This window comes from Stenotrophomonas sp. 59 (genome assembly GCF_030291095.1).
GTDB lineage: Bacteria > Pseudomonadota > Gammaproteobacteria > Xanthomonadales > Xanthomonadaceae > Stenotrophomonas > Stenotrophomonas maltophilia_Q.
Genome location: NZ_CP127408.1, coordinates 1,539,860 through 1,555,864, shown reverse-complemented (window position 1 = coordinate 1,555,864; position 16,005 = coordinate 1,539,860). Strand labels below are relative to the sequence as shown.

Sequence of the window (16,005 nt, the reverse complement as noted above, 5' to 3'; positions counted from 1 at the left end):
TTGGGCCAACGCCCGGCCTGCCGGGTGCCTTTTTTCCAGAGATGTCAGAAGACGACAGTAGTAGCTCCCCTGCGGAGCACAGTGAAAAGAAGCGCGGCTGGCTTGAACGCCTGACCTCCGCCTTCTCCGGCGAACCCCATACCCGCGACGAGCTGGTCGCTGTCCTGCACACCGCGCAGGAAGAGGGTCTGATCGCCGCCGATACCCTGAAGATGATGGAAGGCGCCATTTCGGTAGCCGAGCTGACCGTGGGCGACGTGATGATCTCGCGCTCGCAGATGGTCTCGCTGCCGGTCGAAGCGCCCTTCCTGGAACTGATGAAGCAGGTGGTCGAATCCGGCCATTCGCGCTTCCCGGTGCACGGCGAAAACAAGGACGACATCCTCGGCATCCTGCTGGCCAAGGACCTGCTGCGCGGCGTGGTTGCCGACAACGGCCCGGCCAACGTGCGCGAGCTGCTGCGCCCGGCGGTACTGATCCCGGAGGCGAAGAAGCTCAACGTGCTGCTGAAGGAGTTCCGCCTGTCGCGCAACCACATGGCCATCGTGGTGGACGAGTACGGCGGTGTCGCCGGCCTGGTCACCATCGAGGACGTGCTGGAACAGATCGTCGGCGAGATCGATGACGAGCATGACGAGGCCGAGGATCCTTCCGCGCAGATCGCGATCCAGTCCGACGGCCAGTACGTGGTCGACGCGCTGACCCCGATCGGCGACTTCAACGAACGCTTCGGTGCCACCTTCTCCGACGAGGACTACGACACCATCGGTGGCCTGGTCACCGAGGCCGTGGGCCACCTGCCGGAAGTCGGGGACGAACTGGCGCTGGACCGCTTCATGTTCCGCGTGGCCCGCGCAGATGCGCGCCGGGTGCAGGCCTTCCATGTGACCGTGCTGCCGCCGGACGCGCAGGACGACGCTTGAAGCGCCGCGGCCCCATCCTGGCACTGCGCCTGACGCTGTGGCTGGCACTATGCGTGCTGGCCATGACCCTGCCGCTGGCCGCCTTCGCGCAGCCGGTGGCGGCCACACCTGCTGCGCCCGGCACCGGTGCCGAGGCCCCTGCCCCGCGCATCGGCGTGGTCACCATGCAGCCGGGCACGGTGTTCTTCGAACGCTTCGGCCACGACGCCATCGTCGTGGCCGATCCGCTCAGCGGCGAAGCGACCTCGTACAACTTCGGCTACTTCGATCCGTCCGAAGACGATTTCATCAGCCGCTTCGCACGCGGCGACATGATGTATTACCTGGTGGCGTTGCCGCTGCAGCAGGACCTGTCCTACTACGACGAGACCGGCCGTGGCGCCAGCGTGCAGTGGCTGGACCTGCGCCCCGACCAGGCCCGCTCGCTGGCCGCCGACCTGGCCGAACGGGCCAAACCGGAAAACGCGCGCTACCACTACGATTACTACACCGCCAACTGCGCCACGATGGTGCGCGACACCGTGGACAAGGCACTGGGTGGCGGCCTGCAGTCACAGCTGGCCGGCCGCTCGCGCGGCAACACCTACCGCAGCGAATCGGTGCGCCTGGCCTCGCCGGCGCCGTGGATGTGGCTGGGCTTCGACGTCGGCCTGGGGCCGTTCGCCGACCAGCCGCTGTCGCGCTGGCAGGAGGCGTTCGTGCCGATGCGCCTGGCCGATGCCCTGCGCCAGGCGCGCAACAGCGATGGCCGGCCGCTGGTGCAGTCCGAACAGGAACTGCTGCCGCACCGCATCGCCCCGGAGCCGAAGGAGTTCGCGCGCCGTTGGTGGCCGTGGCTGCTGTGCGGCCTGGTGATCGCCGCCGGCGTGCTGGCGCTGCGTCGCCGTCCGCGCCTGCTGGCCGGGCTGGCGCTGCCGTTCTGGCTGCTGTGTGCCCTGTTCGGTGGCGTGCTGGTGTTCCTGTGGGGCTTCAGCATCCACTACGCCGCGTGGGCCAACCGCAACCTGCTGCTGCTTTCGCCGCTGGCCGTGCTGCTGCTGCCGGGTGCGATCGCGCTGCTGCGCCGGCGCGTGCCGGGCCGCATGTTCAGGGTGGTGCTGTGGCTGCTGGCAGTGCAGGCCGTGGCCGCGCTGGTGCTGCACTGGCTGAGCCTGCAGGCGCAGTACAACGTGCAGTGGATCGTGCTGCTGCTGCCGGTGCACGTCGCCCTGGCGTGGGTGCTGGCGCGTCGTCCTCACTTGTCCGAAACACGGCCCTGACGCACGATGGCGGGCATGTCATTGCCCGCCTCCGCTTCCGCCCCGGCTTCGGCCAACCCTACCTGCGTCATCAACTGCGTCCACTACGATGACGAGGGCAAGCGCCACGACATCAGCCTGGACGCCATCAGCGATGTCATTGCCAGCGGCAACGGCTTCGTCTGGGTCGGCCTGTACGACCCCAACGAAGACGTGCTGCTGAAACTGCAGGAAGAATTCTGCCTGCACGACCTGGCCATCGAGGATGCGCGCAATGCGCACCAGCGCCCCAAGGTCGAGACCTACGGCAATTCGCTGTTCGTGGTGGTGACCACCGCGCAGATGGTCGACGAGCGCATCCAGTATGGCGAAACCCATGCCTTCCTCGGCCCGCGCTTCCTGGTGACGGTGCGCCACGGCGCCTCGTTGTCCTACGCCCCGGTACGTGCACGCGTGGAGCGCGAGCCGCAGCTGCTGAAGATGGGCCCGTCGTACTGCCTGTACGCGGTGACCGACTTCGTGGTCGACAACTACCTGCCCATCGTGCACCGCTTCCGCGACACCCTGGACCTGCTGGAAAAGGACATCTTCGCCGACACCTACAAGCGCAGCACGGTGGTGCGGCTGTATGAGCTCAAGCGCGAACTGAACAAGATGCGCATGGCGGTGGCACCGCTGCAGGATGTGCTGGCCCAGATCCGCCGCTACCAGGGCGATCTGATTCCCGACGAAGTGAAGCTGTACGTGCGTGATGTGCATGACCATGCGGTGCGCATCAGCGATGTGATCGACACCCTGCGCGAGATGCTGGGCACCGCGCTGAGCGTGAACCTTTCGCTGGTGACACTGGCGCAGGGCGAGACGGTGAAGCGACTGGGTGCCTGGGCCGCGCTGCTGGCCGCGCCGACACTGATCACCAGCTGGTACGGCATGAACTTCAGCCACATGCCGGAGCTGAGCGAGCCGTGGTCGTACCCGTTGATGATCGTTGGCGTGGGCGGTGTGTGCGTGGGCTTGTACCGGTTGTTCAAGCGCGCGAAGTGGTTGTAGAGCGTATCGACCAACGGTCGATACCTACCGGACCCGGGGACCAACGGTCGATACCCACCCAACCGGTAGGCCACGACCGTTGGTCGTGGCACATCGGATGATCCATCAAGCCACGTAGACGGTCTTGATGTTCATGAACTCATGGATGCCGTGGTCGGCCAGTTCGCGACCAAAACCCGACTGCTTGCTGCCGCCGAATGGCAGCCGCGCATCGCTCTTGACGATGGCGTTGACGAACGCGGCACCGCATTCCATGCGCTGGGCAAAGCCTTCGCCGCGCACCGGGTCGCGCGTCCACACGCTGCCGCCCAGGCCGAAACGGGTGTCGTTGGCCACGCGCAGTGCCTCGGCCTCATCCTTCACCCGGATCACCGCGGCAACCGGACCGAACAGTTCTTCATCGTAGGCCGGCATGCCCGGGCCGACCTGGTCGAGCACCGTGGCCGGATAACCGGCATGCGTACCGGCAATCGGCTCGCCACCGACCAGCACGCGTGCGCCCTTGGCGACGCTGGCCTGCACCTGCTTGTGCAGTTCGTCACGCAGGTCGGCGCGCGCCATTGGCGCCAGCGTGGTGCCCCGCTCATCGGGATCGCCGTACTGGCGCTCACCCGCCGCTTCCACAAAGCGACGGGTGAATTCATCGGCCACCGCATCGACCACGATGAAGCGCTTGGCCGCGATGCAGGTCTGCCCGCTGTTGTCGAAGCGTGACTTCACTGCCGCCGCCACGGTCTTGTCGAGGTCGGCATCGTCGAGCACCACGAAGGCATCGCTTCCACCCAGCTCCATCACCGACTTCTTCAACTGGTTGCCGGCGTTGGAGGCGATCGAGCGCCCTGCCCGCTCGCTGCCGGTCAGCGTCACCGCCTTCACCCGTGCGTCGCGCAGCACGTCGGCGGCCTGGTCGTTGTCGATGTGCAGAACGTCGAACACGCCGTCCGGCAGGCCACCATCACGGCACACCGCCAGAATCAGGTCGGCACACTGCGGTACGTTGCTGGCGTGTTTCAGCAGGGCCACGTTGCCGGCCATGAACGCCGGGGCGAGGAAGCGGAACACCTGCCAGATCGGGAAATTCCACGGCATCACCGCGAACACGCAGCCGATCGGCTCGTAGCGCACGTAGCTGCGCTGGGCTTCGGTGTCGATCAGCTGCGGCTTGAGGTAGTCGGCAGCATGGTCGGCGTAGTACTCGCAGGCGGCCGCGCACTTGTCGACCTCGGCCAGCGCCTCGGCCTTGAGCTTGCCCATCTCGTGGGTCATCGCCTGCTGCAGATCGTCACGACGCGTGCGCAGCTGCGCGGCGATCCGGCGCAGGATGGCGCCCCGCTCCTGCAGTGAGCGCTCGGCCCAGCCCGGGAACGCCTCGGCGGCGGCCTGCAGGCGCTGCTCGATGTCGGCAGCGCCCATCAATTCATGGCGGTAGGTCACCTGTCCGGTGGCCGGGTCGACGATCTCGACGGTCATGGGGGATCTCCTTCTGGAAGACCCCCATTGTGCGCCGCCGGCCGTGAGCCGGATGTTGCCGGTGCTGTCGACAGGCCGTGTGCTCAGCCGTTGTCCTGGCGCGCCAGCTGCAGGTCGCGCTGGCGCCGCTTCTCCGCACGCGCATTGATGTACCAGCCGATCACCGCGGCGATCGACACCGCCGACACCAGCAGCGTGGCCAACGCATTGATCTTCGGGCTGATGCCCATGCGCACCGAAGCGAACACCTTCATCGGCAGCGTGGTCGAGCCCGGCGTGGCGACGAAGCTCGCCACCACCACGTCATCCAGCGACAGGGTGAAGGCCAGCAGCCAGCCCGCCACCAGCGCCGGCGCGATGATCGGCAGGGTGATGCGGCCGAACACGGTCAGCCGGCTCGCGCCCAGGTCCATCGCCGCTTCTTCCAGCGACAGGTCCATTTCCTGCAGGCGCGAGGACACCACCACCGTGACGAAGCACAGCGTGAAGGTGACGTGCGCGATCCAGATCGTGGTCAGGCCGCGTGCCGGGAAGCCGGGAATCGCGCCCATCGAGGCCAGCAGCGCCATCAGCGAGAAGCCCAGGATCACGTCCGGCATCACCAGCGGTGCAGTGACCAGCGCACCGAAGAGCGGCTTGCCGCGGAAGCGCTTGAAGCGGGTCATCACCATGGCCGCCAGCGTGCCCAGCACGGTGGCGGTGCAGGCGGTCCAGAACGCAACCACCAGGCTGGTCCACATCGCATCCATCAGCGCGCGGTCGGCGAACAGGTCGCTGTAGGCACGGGTGGAGAATCCGGCCCAGACCATCGCCAGCCGCGAGCTGTTGAACGAATAGAACATCAACAGCAGGATCGGCAGGTACAGGAAGGCGAAGCCGAGCAGCAGCACGCCCAACCCCAGGCCCTTGGCAGTACGCGGGCTCATGCCTGCTTCCCTTCCAGCAGGCGCTGCTGGGAACGGTTGAACAGCAGGATCGGCACCAGCAGCAACAGGATCATCGCCACCGCCATCGCCGAGGCGCCCGGCCAGTTACGGTTGTTGAAGAACTCGTTCCACAGCTGGCGGCCCACCATCAGCGTCTCCGAGCCACCCAGCATTTCCGGGATCACGAATTCACCGATCGCCGGAATCATCACCAGCATGCAACCGGCGATGATGCCCGCCTTCGACAACGGCAGGGTGATGCGCAGGAACGCCTGCCACGGCTTGGCGCCAAGGTCGTAGGCCGCTTCCAGCAGCCGGTGGTCATGCTTGACCAGGTTGGCGTACAGCGGCAGCACCATGAACGGCAGGTAGCAGTAGACGATGCCGATGTAGGCGGCGGTCGGGGTGTCGATCAGCTGTAGTTTCGGCAGGCCCATCGACGTCATCAGCGACTGCAGACCGGTGAACTGCAGGAACTGGTCGAGCAGGCCATTTCGGTCCAGGATCGCCTTCCACGCGTACACGCGGATCAGGAACGAGGTCCACGACGGCAGCACCACCAGCATCATCGCCACGTTGCGTGCGGCCGGCGACAGGCGGGCGATGGCATAGGCCATCGGGTAGCCGATCAGCAGAGTCAGGAAGGTGGAAATCGCCGCGATCTTGATCGAGCTCAGGAACGCCTGCGCATAGATCGAATCGCGGAACAGCGCCAGGTAGTTTTCCAGGTTCAGCTTCAGCGAGAAGCCGCCGTCCACGTACTGCAGCAGCCAGGTATACGGCGGCGAGCCGACCCGGCTGAGCGAGAAGCTGATCATCAGCACGATCAGGAACGGCACTGCGAAGAACAGCAGCAGCCACAGGTACGGAATGCCGATCACCGTGGCACGCAGCCCCGGCAGCCAGCGCTTCAGGCCGGCCGTGCTCATGAGGTCAGCACCACGCCGTCGTTGTCGCGCCAGTGCACCCACACGCTGTCGCCCCAGGTGAGGCCATCGCTGGCCCAGCGCTGCGAATTGGCGAAATTGGCCAGTACCTTGGCACCGCTGGGCAGGCGCACGTGGTAGACCGAGTGGCTGCCGAAGTAGGCGATGTCCTCGATCACGCCCTGGGCCTTGTTGGTGTGCCCTTCCGGCTCGTCCTTGCCGATCATCACCTTCTCCGGGCGCAGTGCGAACGCGACTGGCTGCCCTTCATAACCGGTGATGCCGTGCGCGATGTAGATCGGCGCCGGGAACAGCGGCGAACGCACGGTCACGTACTCGGGCAGGTCCTCGTCGATCACCCCGTCGAACAGGTTGACCGAGCCGATGAACTCGGCGACGAAGCGGTTGGCCGGCTGCTCGTAGACCTCGTCGGGCTTGCCGACCTGCTGGATCCAGCCGGCATCCATCACCGCGATGCGGGTGGCCATGGTCATCGCTTCTTCCTGGTCATGGGTGACCATCACGCAGGTCACGCCCGACGATTCGATGATGCTGACCAGTTCCAGCTGCATCTGCGAGCGCAGCTTCTTGTCCAGCGCGCCCATCGGCTCGTCCAGCAGCAGCAGCTTCGGCCCCTTGGCCAGCGACCGCGCCAGCGCCACGCGCTGCTGCTGGCCACCGGACAGCTGGTGCGGCTTGCGCTTGCCCAGATGGCCCATCTGCACCAGGTCCAGCATTTCGCCGACGCGCTTGCTGATCGCGTCCTTGCCCAGGCCGTCCTGCTTCAGGCCGAAGGCGATGTTCTGCTCGACCGTCATGTGCGGGAACAGGGCGTAGGACTGGAACATCATGTTGACCGGCCGCTGGTACGGCGGCAGCGCGTCCAGGCGCTGGCCATCGAGGGTGATGCTGCCCTTGGTGGGCGTCTCGAAGCCGCCGAGGCAGCGCAGCAGGGTCGATTTGCCACTGCCGGAGCCACCGAGCAGGGCAAAGATCTCGCCCTTGCGCACGTCCAGATTGACGTCGTCGACGGCGACAAAACCGTCGAATTCCTTGCGCAAATCACGAATGGAGAGATAGCCGGGCGCACCGGTCGTGTCGACGACGGCGGCTACCGGCTGGGCTTCAACGGGCATGGGGGCTCCGGGAGCGGGCGGTGGACAGCGGCCGCCATTCTAACGGCCGGGGGCCGAAGGGGATATGACGGCGACGGGCGGAAGCCGCCAGCGGCCCGCTCCCGGGCTGCAGGGGGTGTCGGTTTTACCCCGCCATCAGGGCCCGTCCGCGCAAAAGGCCGGGGCTGCCCGATCGCGCCTGCGGCGTCCCGGCCAGACACCACGGGCAACGACCCGATCTGCAACGTTTTTCGGAGCGGGATCTGTTGAAGGCCCGGGGCATCCCCCGCGCAATGGCCCGGATCAAGGCCTTGCATGGACCCATCCCGTTGATTCCCCCCGTCAGCCCCTCCGCTCTCCCTTCCCGTCCGTCGTCATCCGTGCCCGCAGGGCTGCCGCTGGCCATCATCGGCGCCGGCCAGGCCGGGTTGTCCCTCAGCGCACTCCTGCAGGAGGCCGGCGTCGAGCATCGCGTGCTGGAGGCCGAAACCGTGGGCGCCAGCTGGCAGCGGCGCTGGGATTCGTTCCAGACCAACACCGCCAACGCGACCATGGCCCTGCACGGTCATGCCTATTCGGGCGATGACCCGGAAGGCTTCATGGGCGCCCCGGAGGTGATCCGCCGGCTCCGCGACTATGCCGACGAGCGCGTGTTGCCGATCAGCGAAGGGTGCGCGGTACATCGGGTCGCGCCCGAGTGCGGCAGCTATGCCATCGACAGCAGCCAGGGGCTGATCCATGCCCGCGCGGTGGTGGTGGCGACCGGTGAGTACCGCCGTGCGCGGATGCCCCGGGTCCCCTTCGCGCCCGCGCTCGGCCTTGCCGTGCTGCACTCGGGCGACTACCGCAGTGCCCGCCAGCTGCCCGATGGCGCCGTGCTGGTCATCGGCGGTGGGCAGTCCGGCGCGCAGATCGCCCAGGACCTGCGCGACAGCGGTCGCAACGTGTACTGGTCACTGGCCCAGCGTCATTCGCATACCCGCCGGCTGCGCGGCAAGGACTCGATGACCTGGTGGGACATGGCCGGGCGCATCCACCAGCATGTGAGTGAAGCGGCGGGCGTGCTGGCCGGGGAACCGGATGCGCTGCGCAAGGCGCGTACCGCGGAGTTCCCGCTCATTTCCGGCAAGGGAAGCGGCGGCCTCGGCAGCTCGATCAGCCTGCTGGCGATGCACCGCGCGGGCATCAGGCTGCTGGGCCGGTTGCAGGGCTTCGATGGAAGCATCGCCCGCTTCGCCGATGTCCGCCCGCAGCTGCGTACCGCGATCGAGGCGACGCGGGCCGAATACGCCTATCTCGATTCGCTGGCCAGCGCGTACTACGCCACGCGTCCCGAGCCACGCACCGACGATGCCCGCTACATTCCGGAGGAGGTCTATCTGCACTGGGAACCGGACGCATCCCCGCGCGAACTGGACCTGCGGCCCGCGGGCATCCGCTCGGTGGTGCTGGCCACCGGCTTCGTCGCCGAATGGCCCTGGCTCGACGTACCGGGCGCGCTGGATGCACATGGCTACCCGCTGGGCGAGTTCGGTGTTTCACCGCAACCGGGGCTGTTCTTCATCGGCATGCACAACCTGCAGCGGATGAGTTCGTCGTTCCTGTGCAACGGCGGTCGCGATGCACGCGACCTGCTGCCTGCCATCCTGCAGCACCTTGGCCGGAGCGACAGGGTCGACTCCGACGCAGGGTAAGGCAGCCGCCGGGCATGGCCCGGCGCTACCCGCGCCGCTTACCGGCCGGTCTTCACCTCGGTCCACAGCCGGGTGTAGAGCTTGTCGGTCTCCGGCGTGTTGATCGAGTACGTGAACATCTTCTCGGCCACATCGGCCGGCGGGTAGATGGTCGGGTCGGTACGGATCGCCTCGTCCACCAGCGGGGTCGCGGTCGGCACCGGGTTGGCGTAATGGATGAAGTTGGTGTTGGCCGCTGCAACCTTCGGCTGCAGCAGGTAGTTGATGAACGCGTACGCGGCTTCCGGATGCTTGGCGTCCTTCGGGATTGCCAGCATGTCGAACCACTGCGGTGCGCCTTCCTTCGGGATCGAGTAGGCCACGTGCACGCCATTGCTGGCTTCCTCGGCACGGTCGCGGGCCTGGATGATGTCACCCGACCAGCCGACCACCAGGCAGGTACCGCCATTGGCCAGCGAACCCACGTACTGCGAGGAGTGGAAGTTCTGCACGTACGGGCGGATCGACTTCAGCAGGTCGGCCGCCTTCTGCAGCTCGGCCGGGTCGCCGCTGTGCGGGTCCAGGCCCAGGTAGTGCAGCGCGATCGGAATCATGTCCGCCGGCGTGTCCAGGATGGTCACGCCGCAGTCCTTCATCTTGCTGATGTTCTCCGGCTTGAACACCAGGTCCCAGCTGTTGGCGATGTCGGTGCTGCCACCGAAACGCTGCTTCAGCATCTCCACGTTGTAGCCGATGCCGGTGGTGCCGATCATGTACGGCACGCCGTACTGGTTGCCCGGGTCCTGGGTGGCGATGCGCTTCATCACCGCCGGATCGAGGTTGGCCAGGTTCGGGATCCTGCTCTTGTCCAGCGGCAGGAACACGCCGGCCTGGATCTGGCGCCCGAAGAAGTTCAGGGTCGGCACCACCACGTCGTAGCCGCTGTTGCCGGCCAGCAGCTTGGTCTCGACCATCTCATCGCTGTCGAACACATCGTAGGTCACCTTGATGCCGCTCTCCTTCTCGAAGGTCGGGATGGTGTCCTCGGCGATGTAGTCGCTGTAGTTGTAGACGTTCAGGACCTGGCTGTCCTGCGCGCCGCCGTTGCCACCGCCACAGGCGGCAAGCATGGCGGAGGCCAGGCCGAGCGTGAGGATACGCAGCTTCATCGGGTGCTCCAGAATGCGGGAAGGGGGGCCGGCGGGGCCGGCGACGGGTGCCAGCCTACCCCCCGGCGGCGGATTTTTCTATTCCAGATGCTCAGACGTTCAGCAGCAGGAACTCGCGCTCCCACGAGCTGATGACACGGAAAAAGGTCTCGTATTCCTTGCGCTTCACCGAGATGTAGGCTCGGCAGAAGCGCTCGCCCAGCAGGGCCTGCAGCTCGCTGCACTGCTCCAGGCCATCCAGCGCTTCGCCCAGCGAGCGCGGCAGGTTGTAGCCCAGTTCCTTGGCACTGCCGGTGACCGGCGCGTCTGGTGCCAGCCGCTCGCGGATGCCAAGCAGGCCGCAGGCCAGGGTCGCGGCCATCGCCAGGTAGGGATTGGCGTCGGAGCCGGCGAAACGGCTCTCCACGCGCATGTTTTCCGGCGTATCCAGCGGCACGCGCAGGCCGCAGGTACGGTTGTCGAAGCCCCAGTGCACGTTGCTCGGCGAGACTTCGCCGAACACCAGCCGGCGGTAGGAATTCACGTTCGGCGCGAAGAACGCCATCGCCTGCGGCGCGTACTTCTGCAGGCCGCCCAGATAGTGGCCGAACACCGGACTGAACTCGCCTTCAGCATCGGTATCGCCAGCGAACACATTGCTGCCGTCACTCACCCGCACCAGGCTCTGGTGGATGTGCATGGCACTGCCCGGCTCGTTCTCCATCGGCTTGGCCAGGAACGTTGCATACACGCCGTGGCGCATCGCCGCCTCGCGCATGGTGCGCTTGAACAGGAACACCTGGTCGGCCAGGTCCATCGCATTGGCGTGGGTGAAATTGACCTCCAGCTGCGCCGCGCCGGACTCATGGATCAACGTGTCCACGTCCAGCTTCATCGCATCGGCGTAGTCGTACATCAGGTCGAGGATCGGGTCGAACTCGTTGACCGCATCGATCGAGTACGACTGCCGCGCCGTTTCCGGGCGGCCGGAGCGTCCGGCCGGAGGCAGCAGCGGGAAATCCGGGTCGGTGTTCTTCTGCACCAGGAAGAACTCCAGCTCCGGCGCCACCACCGGGCGCAGGCCCAGTTCGGCATACCCGGCCAGCACGCGGCGCAGCACGTTGCGTGGTGCCAGCTCGTGCGGCTCGCCGTTCTTGGTGTAGCAGTCGTGGATGACCTGCGCGGTGGCGTCGGCCGCCCACGGCACCATGCGCACCGTGTCAGGATCGGGGCGCAGCATCATGTCCGAGTCCGACGGCGAGGTCAGCTCGTAATAGTCATCAGGGAACTCGCCGGTGACGGTGGTGGCGAAGATGCCTTCGGGCAGCCGCGTACCGTAGTCGTGCGAGAACTTGTCGGCGGGAATGATCTTGCCGCGCGCGTTGCCGGTGATATCCGGCACCAGGCATTCGACCTCGGTGATGCGCCGCTCCTTCAGCCAGCGCAGCAGGCTGCTTTCCTGCGGTGCGGGGGGCGTAGCCGTCTTGCGCGGGCGCGTTCGGGAACTCATCGGGAATCCAGTCGGTTCTGTTGGTGCTGCCGGCAAGCTTGGCCGAACGCACGGAAAATAGCGTGATAGAACGGCGAATCCATGACACGCCACTCCGGGTGCCACTGTACGCCGAGCACGAAACGATGGCGTGGGCTGCGCGCCGCCTCGACCAGTCCATCATCGGCCACGGCCTCGACCTGCAGCCCATGCGCCAGTCGATCGATGCCCTGCCCGTGAACCGAATTGACCTGTGCGCGGTCGCCGCCCTGCCATTGCGCCATCCAGCCATCAGCCGCCAGGGCGACCGCATGGGCCGACCCATACTGCACCTCAACCGGCACCTGCGGGTCTTCACGATGATCCGACAGACCCGGTACCGCGTGCACCTGCGGATGCAGCGTGCCACCCAGCGCAACGTTCAGCTCCTGGAAGCCGCGGCAGATCGCCAGCACCGGCAGGTCCAACGCCAGCGCCTCGTGCAGCAGTGCGAAGGCGCTGGCATCGCGGGCCGGATCATGCGGGTTCCCCGGCCAACTGCGGCCGCCTTCATAGTGCTGCGGTTCGATGTTGCTGACCGCACCGGTCAGCAGCAGGCCATCGAGCCCGCGCAACCACTCCGCGGCCGGCAACGGCGGCTGCAGGCTGGGCAGGACCACCGGGGTTGCTCCGGCTGCCTCCACCAACGCGCGCACGTACTTCTCGCCGACCACCGCGAAACGATGATGGCCGAGCACGGTGCTGTCGGTGGGCAGGCCCACCCAGGGCAGGCGGTGCATGGGAAAACTCCTTGGCGTGCCGACACGTTACCCGTCGCCCGGCGAATGCGGCAAGTCGTCGCCGTCACGCCACGGCCGTCGCGCATCGGTGAAACTATGCGGGTGAACGCTGATCGACCTGCCCCGCTCCGTCCTGCCGCCCTGCGCCCGCGAGGCCAGCAGTGAGCGCCGCCTTCCCGCCCAGCTGGTACGCAGCCAGCCTGCCCGAGCCGCCTGCACTGCCTCCATTGCAGGGTGACGTACACGCCGATGTCGCGGTGCTCGGCGCCGGCTATACCGGCCTCACTGCTGCCCTGGAACTGGCCGCGCGCGGCCAGCGCGTGGTGCTGCTGGAAGCGCAGCGGATCGGCTGGGGCGCCTCCGGCCGCAATGGCGGCCAGGCACTGGTCGGCTACGGCTGCGAGGTGGACGAACTGGAGCGGCAGTTGGGTCGCGACGATGCACGCCACCTGTTCGACTGGTCGCGCGACGCGGTGCAGGCGATGCGCACCCGCATCGATCGCCACCGCATCGACTGCCATTGGGTTGAAGGCCACGCCAGCGTCGCCATCCGTGAACGCCACGAGCGCGACCTGCAGGCCAACTGCGAGCACCTGCAACGGCATTACGACTACCCCATGCAGTGGTGGAGCCGTGACGCCCTGCGCGCGCAGCTGGACAGCCCGCGCTATCGAGCCGCGATGTTCGACCCGCTCAGCGCGCACCTGCACCCGCTGGCGTACGCGCGCGGCCTGGCCGCTGCAGCGCGTGCGGCGGGAGTGGTCATCCACGAGGATTCGCCCGTGGTGCGCATCCAGCGCGGAGCGCAGCCGAGCCTGCACACTGCCCAGGGCCGCGTGCGCGCCGCACACCTGGTGGTGGCCGGCAACGCCTGGCTGCAGGGCCTGCTGCCCGAGCTGGAGCGGCGGATCATGCCGGTGGGCACCTACATCGGTGCCAGTGAGCCACTGGGTGCCGAACGTGCCCGCGCCCTGATCGGCAACAACATGGCCGTGGCCGACACCGCCTGGGCACTGGACTACTTCCGCCTCAGCCACGACCACCGCCTGCTGTTCGGCGGCCGCGCCAGCTACTCGGCACTGCCCCCGCCCGGCCTGCGCGGGGTGATGCAGCGGCGCATGCACCAGGTGTTCCCGCAGCTGGCAGACGTGGCGCTGGAGCAGGTCTGGGGGGGCTACGTGGACATCACCCGCAACCGCGCACCCCACTGGGGCCGGCTGGACGGCAATCTGTACTTCGCGCAGGGGTTCTCCGGCCATGGCGTCGCCGCCGCCGGGCTGGCCGGCGAGGTGATCGCCGCCGCCATCGCCGGCCAGAGCGAGCGCCTGGACGTGTTCCAGCGCCTGCGTCATGCGCCCTTCCCCGGCGGCCGGCTGCTGCGCACGCCGCTGCTGGTGGCGGCGATGTCGTGGTACAAGCTGCGGGATGCGTTGTGGTAGCGGGCCCCTTCCCAGCCACATAATCGGCGCAGGAGCTGGGGGAGCACGTGGATGCAGTGGTGGAAGGACGGCCTGCAGGTGAAGATACGCGTCAGCCCCGAGGGGCTGGTGCTGGCGCTGCTCTATGCCATCGCCTGCTGGGGCGCGCGCAAGCTGTCATTGGACCAGTTCTTCCTGCCTGCCGGCGTGCGGGTGGCCGCGCTGTTGCTGTGCCCGCCCCGTCTTTGGCCCTACCTGCTGATTGGTGAATACGCCTACTTCGCGCATCTGCGCATCCCGCTGATCAGCAAATACAACCTGACCTGGGTGATCCTGGCCTCGGTATTCCTGATGCCTGCCGTGATGCTGATCGTGCGCCTGCACCGGAGACTGCTGGCACGTACCACGATCGTCGGCGTGATCTCCATCGCGGCATGCGCCGCGACGGTCATCAGCCTGCTCAACCTGGGAATCTCGTACCTGCTCTGGGCCCCGTTGCATGAAGAGACATTTCTCACCAATGTGCTGCGCTATGCGCTGGGCGACTTCACCGGCATCCTGATCCTCGCGCCTCTGGCATTGCTGTGGATACGCCGCGCCGAGGAAAAATGGACAACCCGGTCTGTTGCGGCCACGGTCGCAGCACTCGGCGCCATGCTGGTCATCGGCCTGCAGGCGACGCCGGTACCTGCCTCGATCACGGCCCCTGGTTCGCTGCAGTTGTTGTTGATCCTGCCTATTCCCGCAATCGCCCTGACCTGCCTGCTGGGATGGCGCGGTGCGGCCATCGGTGTCGCCGCCGTGAACATGATCCTTGGCCTGAGCGCGCCTGCCGACCACCCGACGGCATTCGATCCGGCCACCTTCGCCACCCAGCAGGCCATGGCCATCGCCAGCATCGCCCTGCTGCTGCTCGGTGCGCGCATCACCCACTTCCAGAGCCAGCACCGGTTGCGCGAGGAAGATGGCAGAGCGGCCCTGCAGCTTGCGCGGAATTCCCATCTGGCCAGCGAGATGGACCTGCGCGAACGGGCGGCGCACCTGCGCCAGCTGGGCGATGGCATGGACCTGTCCCTGAATGAAATGGTGAACTGGCTGCATGCCCAGGGTCATCACGCCGTGGCCGACAGCCTGCGGCATACCTCGGAGGTGCATTCACGCCTGTTCCGGGCCCAGGCCAGCATGATCTATCCCGCCGCCCTGGAACAGCTGGGCCTGTACGTGGCATTGCAGGCAGGTGGGGTGCGCGAGGCATGGAATGCTACGCATCGAATCGGCCAGCCGAGGTTGACGGGGGACCCCTGCGCGCTCGGGGTCGGCCTGCAGCTCGCTGCCTATCGACTCGTGGTCGATGCGGTATCGCTTCTATTGAAATGCGAGTCTGGACAGATCTCGGTCAGTATCCGCTGCGGAAGTTCCATCCGGAAGCGTGGTGCCTTCATCTGCGTGGCTCTTCTGGACCGCCACGAATCACTGGGAAGCCGGGCAAAGGAACTGGCAAACGAGCAGCTGCTGGGCCGGGTCCTCGCACACGCGGGCCACATGGACTTGAGTGGTAACAGGCTCAGGATGGTGTTGACCGAAGCACGGGAAGCTCCCCGCCAGGCAGGCGCTCCTGAAGCCGTGAAGGAAAGCACACGCTCCATCGACCCTGGCGCCCCCCGGGCCGCGATCTGACGTTCCCAATGAAAGGAGATGCAGATCACTACTCGAAAGTGATCTTTGGTCGGCGCCGAACCCACCCCGTCAGGATCCGGCGCCGGCGTGCAATTGCGCCCCCATGCTTCTATCGATACTGTCAACCAATGGCGCGTCATGGCGCGTTCAAGCAACCCGCACAGCCGCTGCCA

Annotated in this window: 13 protein-coding genes; 6 read left to right on the top strand and 7 right to left on the bottom strand. The window is 66.9% G+C overall.

The features are described 5' to 3' along the window. The first annotated feature begins 41 nt into the window (after positions 1–41). Genes QP552_RS07065 through QP552_RS07055 form a run of 3 tightly spaced genes read left to right on the top strand, consistent with a single transcriptional unit; the run spans position 42 to position 3,211 of the window. Positions 42–923: a transporter associated domain-containing protein gene (locus QP552_RS07065; protein ID WP_005408827.1), complete on the top strand. Its 882-nt coding sequence runs from the start codon at positions 42–44 to the stop codon at positions 921–923. Then, positions 920–2,182, top strand: coding sequence for a DUF4105 domain-containing protein (locus QP552_RS07060; RefSeq protein ID WP_286075420.1), 1,263 nt, complete (start codon positions 920–922; stop codon positions 2,180–2,182). Before QP552_RS07065 ends, QP552_RS07060 begins: the two co-directional genes overlap by 4 nt. Before the next feature lie 6 nt (positions 2,183–2,188). Beyond that, entirely contained in the window at positions 2,189–3,211 is a 1,023-nt protein-coding gene (locus tag QP552_RS07055; RefSeq protein ID WP_049431296.1) for a magnesium and cobalt transport protein CorA, read from the top strand. A gap of 105 nt (positions 3,212–3,316) precedes the next feature. Here QP552_RS07055 and QP552_RS07050 read toward each other — a convergent pair whose 3' ends face one another. From QP552_RS07050 to potA, 4 genes are all read right to left on the bottom strand, one after another. Further along, the gene (locus QP552_RS07050) at positions 3,317–4,681 is read right to left on the bottom strand and encodes an NAD-dependent succinate-semialdehyde dehydrogenase (RefSeq protein WP_111112541.1); all 1,365 of its coding nucleotides are present in this window, start codon (positions 4,679–4,681) and stop codon (positions 3,317–3,319) included. Between the two features lie 83 nt (positions 4,682–4,764). After that, the gene (locus QP552_RS07045) at positions 4,765–5,607 is read right to left on the bottom strand and encodes an ABC transporter permease subunit (protein WP_004151945.1); all 843 of its coding nucleotides are present in this window, start codon (positions 5,605–5,607) and stop codon (positions 4,765–4,767) included. After that, complete coding sequence (locus QP552_RS07040) at positions 5,604–6,536, bottom strand: ABC transporter permease subunit (RefSeq protein WP_054171376.1); 933 nt, start codon at positions 6,534–6,536, stop codon at positions 5,604–5,606. The genes QP552_RS07045 and QP552_RS07040 overlap by 4 nt, the downstream gene beginning before the upstream one ends. Next, positions 6,533–7,669 carry a polyamine ABC transporter ATP-binding protein gene (gene potA / locus QP552_RS07035; RefSeq protein ID WP_010486163.1) on the bottom strand — a complete coding sequence of 379 codons (1,137 nt, stop codon included), beginning with the start codon at positions 7,667–7,669 and terminating at the stop codon, positions 6,533–6,535. Before potA ends, QP552_RS07040 begins: the two co-directional genes overlap by 4 nt. Positions 7,670–7,941: 272 nt before the next feature. Between potA and QP552_RS07030 the strand changes: the two genes are divergently transcribed. After that, on the top strand, positions 7,942–9,342 hold the full coding sequence (locus QP552_RS07030; protein ID WP_286075417.1) for an NAD(P)-binding domain-containing protein: 1,401 nt from the start codon (positions 7,942–7,944) through the stop codon (positions 9,340–9,342). A gap of 38 nt (positions 9,343–9,380) precedes the next feature. Here QP552_RS07030 and QP552_RS07025 read toward each other — a convergent pair whose 3' ends face one another. From QP552_RS07025 to QP552_RS07015, 3 genes are all read right to left on the bottom strand, one after another. Then, the gene (locus QP552_RS07025) at positions 9,381–10,490 is read right to left on the bottom strand and encodes a polyamine ABC transporter substrate-binding protein (protein WP_106550350.1); all 1,110 of its coding nucleotides are present in this window, start codon (positions 10,488–10,490) and stop codon (positions 9,381–9,383) included. Between the two features lie 91 nt (positions 10,491–10,581). Further along, positions 10,582–11,979: a glutamine synthetase family protein gene (locus QP552_RS07020; protein ID WP_111112543.1), complete on the bottom strand. Its 1,398-nt coding sequence runs from the start codon at positions 11,977–11,979 to the stop codon at positions 10,582–10,584. Next, on the bottom strand, positions 11,976–12,737 hold the full coding sequence (locus QP552_RS07015; protein ID WP_286075414.1) for a gamma-glutamyl-gamma-aminobutyrate hydrolase family protein: 762 nt from the start codon (positions 12,735–12,737) through the stop codon (positions 11,976–11,978). The genes QP552_RS07020 and QP552_RS07015 overlap by 4 nt, the downstream gene beginning before the upstream one ends. 161 nt (positions 12,738–12,898) lie before the next feature. Between QP552_RS07015 and QP552_RS07010 the strand changes: the two genes are divergently transcribed. Both QP552_RS07010 and QP552_RS07005 read left to right on the top strand, forming a co-directional pair. Further along, positions 12,899–14,176, top strand: a complete 1,278-nt coding sequence (locus QP552_RS07010) for an FAD-binding oxidoreductase (protein ID WP_345782975.1) — start codon at positions 12,899–12,901, stop codon at positions 14,174–14,176. Between the two features lie 51 nt (positions 14,177–14,227). Continuing rightward, positions 14,228–15,832, top strand: a complete 1,605-nt coding sequence (locus QP552_RS07005) for an MASE1 domain-containing protein (protein ID WP_111112545.1) — start codon at positions 14,228–14,230, stop codon at positions 15,830–15,832. Positions 15,833–16,005: the final 173 nt, after the last annotated feature.

What these genes read in the sequence shown, in the direction of transcription:
- QP552_RS07065 (WP_005408827.1), top strand. Translation starts at nt 42, where the DNA reads ATGTCAGAAGACGACAGTAGTAGCTCCCCTGCGGAGCACAGTGAAAAG.
- QP552_RS07055 (WP_049431296.1), top strand. Translation starts at nt 2,189, where the DNA reads ATGGCGGGCATGTCATTGCCCGCCTCCGCTTCCGCCCCGGCTTCGGCC.
- QP552_RS07050 (WP_111112541.1), bottom strand. Translation starts at nt 4,681, where the DNA reads ATGACCGTCGAGATCGTCGACCCGGCCACCGGACAGGTGACCTACCGC.
- QP552_RS07045 (WP_004151945.1), bottom strand. Translation starts at nt 5,607, where the DNA reads ATGAGCCCGCGTACTGCCAAGGGCCTGGGGTTGGGCGTGCTGCTGCTC.
- QP552_RS07040 (WP_054171376.1), bottom strand. Translation starts at nt 6,536, where the DNA reads ATGAGCACGGCCGGCCTGAAGCGCTGGCTGCCGGGGCTGCGTGCCACG.
- potA (WP_010486163.1), bottom strand. Translation starts at nt 7,669, where the DNA reads ATGCCCGTTGAAGCCCAGCCGGTAGCCGCCGTCGTCGACACGACCGGT.
- QP552_RS07030 (WP_286075417.1), top strand. Translation starts at nt 7,942, where the DNA reads ATGGCCCGGATCAAGGCCTTGCATGGACCCATCCCGTTGATTCCCCCC.
- QP552_RS07025 (WP_106550350.1), bottom strand. Translation starts at nt 10,490, where the DNA reads ATGAAGCTGCGTATCCTCACGCTCGGCCTGGCCTCCGCCATGCTTGCC.
- QP552_RS07020 (WP_111112543.1), bottom strand. Translation starts at nt 11,979, where the DNA reads ATGAGTTCCCGAACGCGCCCGCGCAAGACGGCTACGCCCCCCGCACCG.
- QP552_RS07015 (WP_286075414.1), bottom strand. Translation starts at nt 12,737, where the DNA reads ATGCACCGCCTGCCCTGGGTGGGCCTGCCCACCGACAGCACCGTGCTC.
- QP552_RS07005 (WP_111112545.1), top strand. Translation starts at nt 14,228, where the DNA reads ATGCAGTGGTGGAAGGACGGCCTGCAGGTGAAGATACGCGTCAGCCCC.